This is a genomic window from Thiofilum flexile DSM 14609 (assembly GCF_000380185.1).
Taxonomy (GTDB): Bacteria; Pseudomonadota; Gammaproteobacteria; order Thiotrichales; family Thiotrichaceae; genus Thiofilum; species Thiofilum flexile.
In genome coordinates this window covers 1-3657 of record NZ_KB904799.1, presented here as the reverse complement: position 1 = coordinate 3657, position 3657 = coordinate 1, and the positions used below count along the sequence as shown (strand labels likewise).

General features: G+C 44.0%; 5 protein-coding genes. 4 read left to right on the top strand and 1 reads right to left on the bottom strand.

Annotated features, from left to right (window positions below; genetic code table 11):
- From A3IK_RS19715 to A3IK_RS0115105, 3 genes are all read left to right on the top strand, one after another.
- On the top strand, nucleotides 1-258 hold a 258-nt coding region (locus A3IK_RS19715), incomplete at its 5' end, for a replication initiation protein (protein WP_040849391.1).
- Between the two features lie 176 nt (nucleotides 259-434).
- Complete coding sequence (locus tag A3IK_RS0115110; protein ID WP_020560822.1) at nucleotides 435-1769, top strand: SLC5/6 family protein; 1335 nt, start codon at nucleotides 435-437, stop codon at nucleotides 1767-1769.
- Nucleotides 1769-1960, top strand: a complete 192-nt coding sequence (locus A3IK_RS0115105; RefSeq protein WP_020560821.1) for a hypothetical protein — start codon at nucleotides 1769-1771, stop codon at nucleotides 1958-1960. Before A3IK_RS0115110 ends, A3IK_RS0115105 begins: the two co-directional genes overlap by 1 nt.
- Before the next feature lie 52 nt (nucleotides 1961-2012).
- Here A3IK_RS0115105 and A3IK_RS0115100 read toward each other — a convergent pair whose 3' ends face one another.
- Nucleotides 2013-2294, bottom strand: a complete 282-nt coding sequence (locus A3IK_RS0115100; RefSeq protein ID WP_020560820.1) for a hypothetical protein — start codon at nucleotides 2292-2294, stop codon at nucleotides 2013-2015.
- Between the two features lie 172 nt (nucleotides 2295-2466).
- Here A3IK_RS0115100 and mobV point away from each other — a divergent pair, with 172 nt between their 5' ends.
- Nucleotides 2467-3438, top strand: coding sequence for a MobV family relaxase (gene mobV / locus A3IK_RS0115095; RefSeq protein ID WP_020560819.1), 972 nt, complete (start codon nucleotides 2467-2469; stop codon nucleotides 3436-3438).
- Nucleotides 3439-3657: the final 219 nt, after the last annotated feature.

Sequence of the window (3657 nt, the reverse complement as noted above, 5' to 3'; positions counted from 1 at the left end):
TGGCTTAAAATTGAAGTAGAAGAGCTTAGAGAAGTATTAGGAGTTCCTGCTTCTTATAGGTGGGTTCACTTCTCTGAAATGCTTGATAAATCAATTCTTGAACTAAGGGAAAAAGCTAAAATTGCTGTATTCATTGAGCGCATAAAAACATCAAGAAAAATCACTCACCTAAACATTAAATTTATTGAAGATAATCAACTCAATATGACCTTAGAAGGAGGCTCAACCCCTAAGAAATCTCGTAAAAAAGCCGCTTAAGGCTTAATCGCCCTACCAAGGTGGTGGAACACCAAGGCAGGACTTCACCTCACGACAACACGTACATGGAGTCGAAAAATGCACGCGCATCTTAGCGTTTTACGTGCGATTACGCACATTCAAAATCTAGTCTCACACCCTACCCCTAACCTCACCTCTATTCTGGAGGTGGCAATATGAGCGATTTACTATTTTTCGTGTTTTTAGCCTTAGTGGGTGGGTTGGTATGGCTACACCTCAATAAACGCAATACAGAGGCTCTACAGGCCGTTAAACGCAAAACCAAGGGGCTAGGTAGCCTGTATATCGTTGAAAAGGTATTGCTACTCGCGGCGGGTTTAATGGGTAGCCTGTTTGCCTATGGCATTTTTGCCCCTATTTGGGAACCCCTAGGCTACCTAGTGGGTGCAATGGTCATTGCCTTTAACTTCTCCGAAGGGTTCTTGATTCGTCTCACTATTGCCGCGTGGCGTTATGGCTTTCGATTAGTGGCCAGTATTGCCGCTATAGGTGTGCTGATGATTATGGGGTACTCCCTCACCGCTGGGGCTAGTGTGATCGAAACCTTCTTAGGCAAGAACCAGGACTTACAGCTAGCGGCTCAGTATAAAATTGCGGCCAGTCAAAACCATATCGAGGCTGCGAAAGCCGGAATATTGCAAGCGCAATTAAAAGCACGAGAAGCTGATCACTACGGTTATTTGAATAATCCCGACATAGCCAAAGCACAAGCGAATGCCGCCACTATTTCAGCCCAAGAAAACCAACGTATTGCACAGGTACTCGAAAACAAAGCACCTGAGTTTAAAGCCGCCTTTGGAATGTCACGCGATGCCGTCGCCTTTCTGGTTGCCTTGGCTTTAGAGTTTAGTATTTTAGGCGTGGTGATCTTTACCGAGCTATTTGGTAAGCCTACCCCTCTTCCGGCTTTAGTCCGCTTTGCCAATAAAAGCCTAGACTGGAATGTAAACCCACACCATTTACATAATCTCAGTATTGAAAAAAGTCCCGCACCTGAAACCGTCGGACTACCCTTACCCTATGCTATGCCTCAAGTCAGTTTTGCAGGGGCTATTCCTACCCCTCATCACCCCACACCACCACGTGTTGATAGCGTACCGATACACCCCACACCTAACCCTGTGCAACCCCTATTAGAACCACGTGCACGTGGTACACACGGTTCAGAGGATGCACACGGTTACACAGGGTTAAATGATGCGAACCTTGCCCCTCATGACAAACAGGATGAGTTGTTTGATTTATGGGTATCTAAGCTCAGAAGTGGTGAACTCAAACCCAGCACAGCGGAAACACGCGCCTTTATCAATGAGCATCGTCTAGCTACAGGGATCAAGTTAATAGCAGCGCTTGCGGATTCGTGGTTAGTGCGTGCTGAAAATATCGGAGTATTGGCATTAAATCCGATACAGAAAAACGGTGTATCTAAGTACATCTTGTCTAGCGCTAAGCCCAACGCTTTGAGCTTAGCAAAGGGGAGGGGTGAATAATGTTATTGGCTGACAATATTGAAACCCTACGCCTTAATATTACCGACTACGAAGCGTTAAAAATTCGTGAGCGTGAATTAGAGCGAGGAGCTGAAAAGGTGAATATCAGCCGAGTTCATTCTGGACTCGTGCAAATTGAAATACACCATCGAACCCTAATTGAAATTAACTCGCAAAAACGTATTCACTAACAGACGTTTTTTTGGGTGCCATTAGCATAAGCTTTGGCACTCAGAAAAAAGACTATTTATCAGCAATAACCAAAGGGTCACTATAACTACTAGGTGATTCTGATTTTTTGTCTACTCTATCTAATCCCAAGAGTTCACGTTCTTTCTTAGACTTAATGGTTTTTTGTAGGGCAGGGCGTAAGCTCTCCCAAGACAATAAATCGGCTTTCACGGCTGCCATAATGCCAGCGCCTAATGCTTGACGTTTAGCGAGCAACTCTGCTTCTTTTTTGGCTTTGATCTTGGCTTGTAATTGCTGAGCTTGTTGTTCTAGTTTTCGGATTTCTTCACTCATGGCTTTATACCCCAAAAACTTAAAAAATTAGTATGGCAAAGGTGCTCTAGTCATGGCAAGTTTTTCAGCGTCGCAGACCTCACGACAATTTTTTGCCTAAAAAATTGTGTAGTGAGTCCACCTTTATACAAAGGTGCTATACTCCCCTTTTGCCCTTGTTAGGAGTTGAGTGATGGGATATGCCATTTTACGGACTCAAAAGCTAACTCATAGAAACAGCATCCACCGTAGCCTAAAACATAGTTTTAGGGCACAAGATACCCCTAATGCTGATCCTACAAAAACACCGCTGAATACTCACCTTGGAGCAGACTCCGTTAGTGAGGCATTAAACAACATAGAGGCTCGACTTAATACCCAAGAAAAAATCCGTAAAAATGCCGTCTTAGCTATTGAGTATTTAATTACAGCTAGTCCCGAAGCGATGAATAAAAAAAGCTTAGAAGAGCAAAATAGCTATTTTCAGGGAACTATTGATTGGCTAATTAAAAAACACGGAAAAGAAAATATTGCTTACATTGGGGTTCATCGAGACGAAAAAACACCCCATCTTTATGCTTATGTTGTTCCTATTGATGCACGAGGTAAATTGAATTGCCGAAGCTTCTTAGGAGGCGCTAAAGCCTTAAATGAAATGCAAACCGATTTTGCTGAAAAGGTCGGAAAACAACACGGGTTAGAGCGCGGCATTGAAGGTAGCAAAGCTAAACACCAGCGCGTCAAGCAATTCTACACCACCATTGAACAGCCTACCCAACCTAACATCATCCTGCCAAAAGAACGCTTGATACTCAAAAAAAGCCTCTTTAGTGAGACGGTTGAAAGTGATGAAGGTTTTGCCCGTAGAGCCGCTAAAATTGTCGTTGAGGCCGTCACCCCAGATTTAGAGAAAGCTGCCTTGGTAGATACCCTAAAACGTGAGAATACAACTCTACGCAAAACAGCCCACCAATTAGAAGCAATGGCGAAACAAGGGAAAGCGCTTACCGACGGATTGACACAGGAGCAGCAACGCCAACTCAAACACCAAGCCGAGCTATTCCGAAAACAGGAAACTCAACGCTTGGAGCAGGAACGAGAAGCTCAAAGACAAGCACGACGTGAGAAGAGTCGTAACCGCACCAATAGGGGACTAGAGCGCTAATAAAGGCTCTACGTATGGGACACTAACTTAGGAGCAAAACACGGCATTTCTAGAGACAGAATTTATAAGCTGGTCGGTAGTCGGCAAGCTTTAAAGAGCTAATTTTTTAAACCAACCCAAGAGGATAAGAGCATGAGTACATTGATGGAAAAAGACGTAATGATCGAGATGATTAGCAGCTATTTAGGTGAAATTGCCCGCCGCCAAGACCAACAAGAC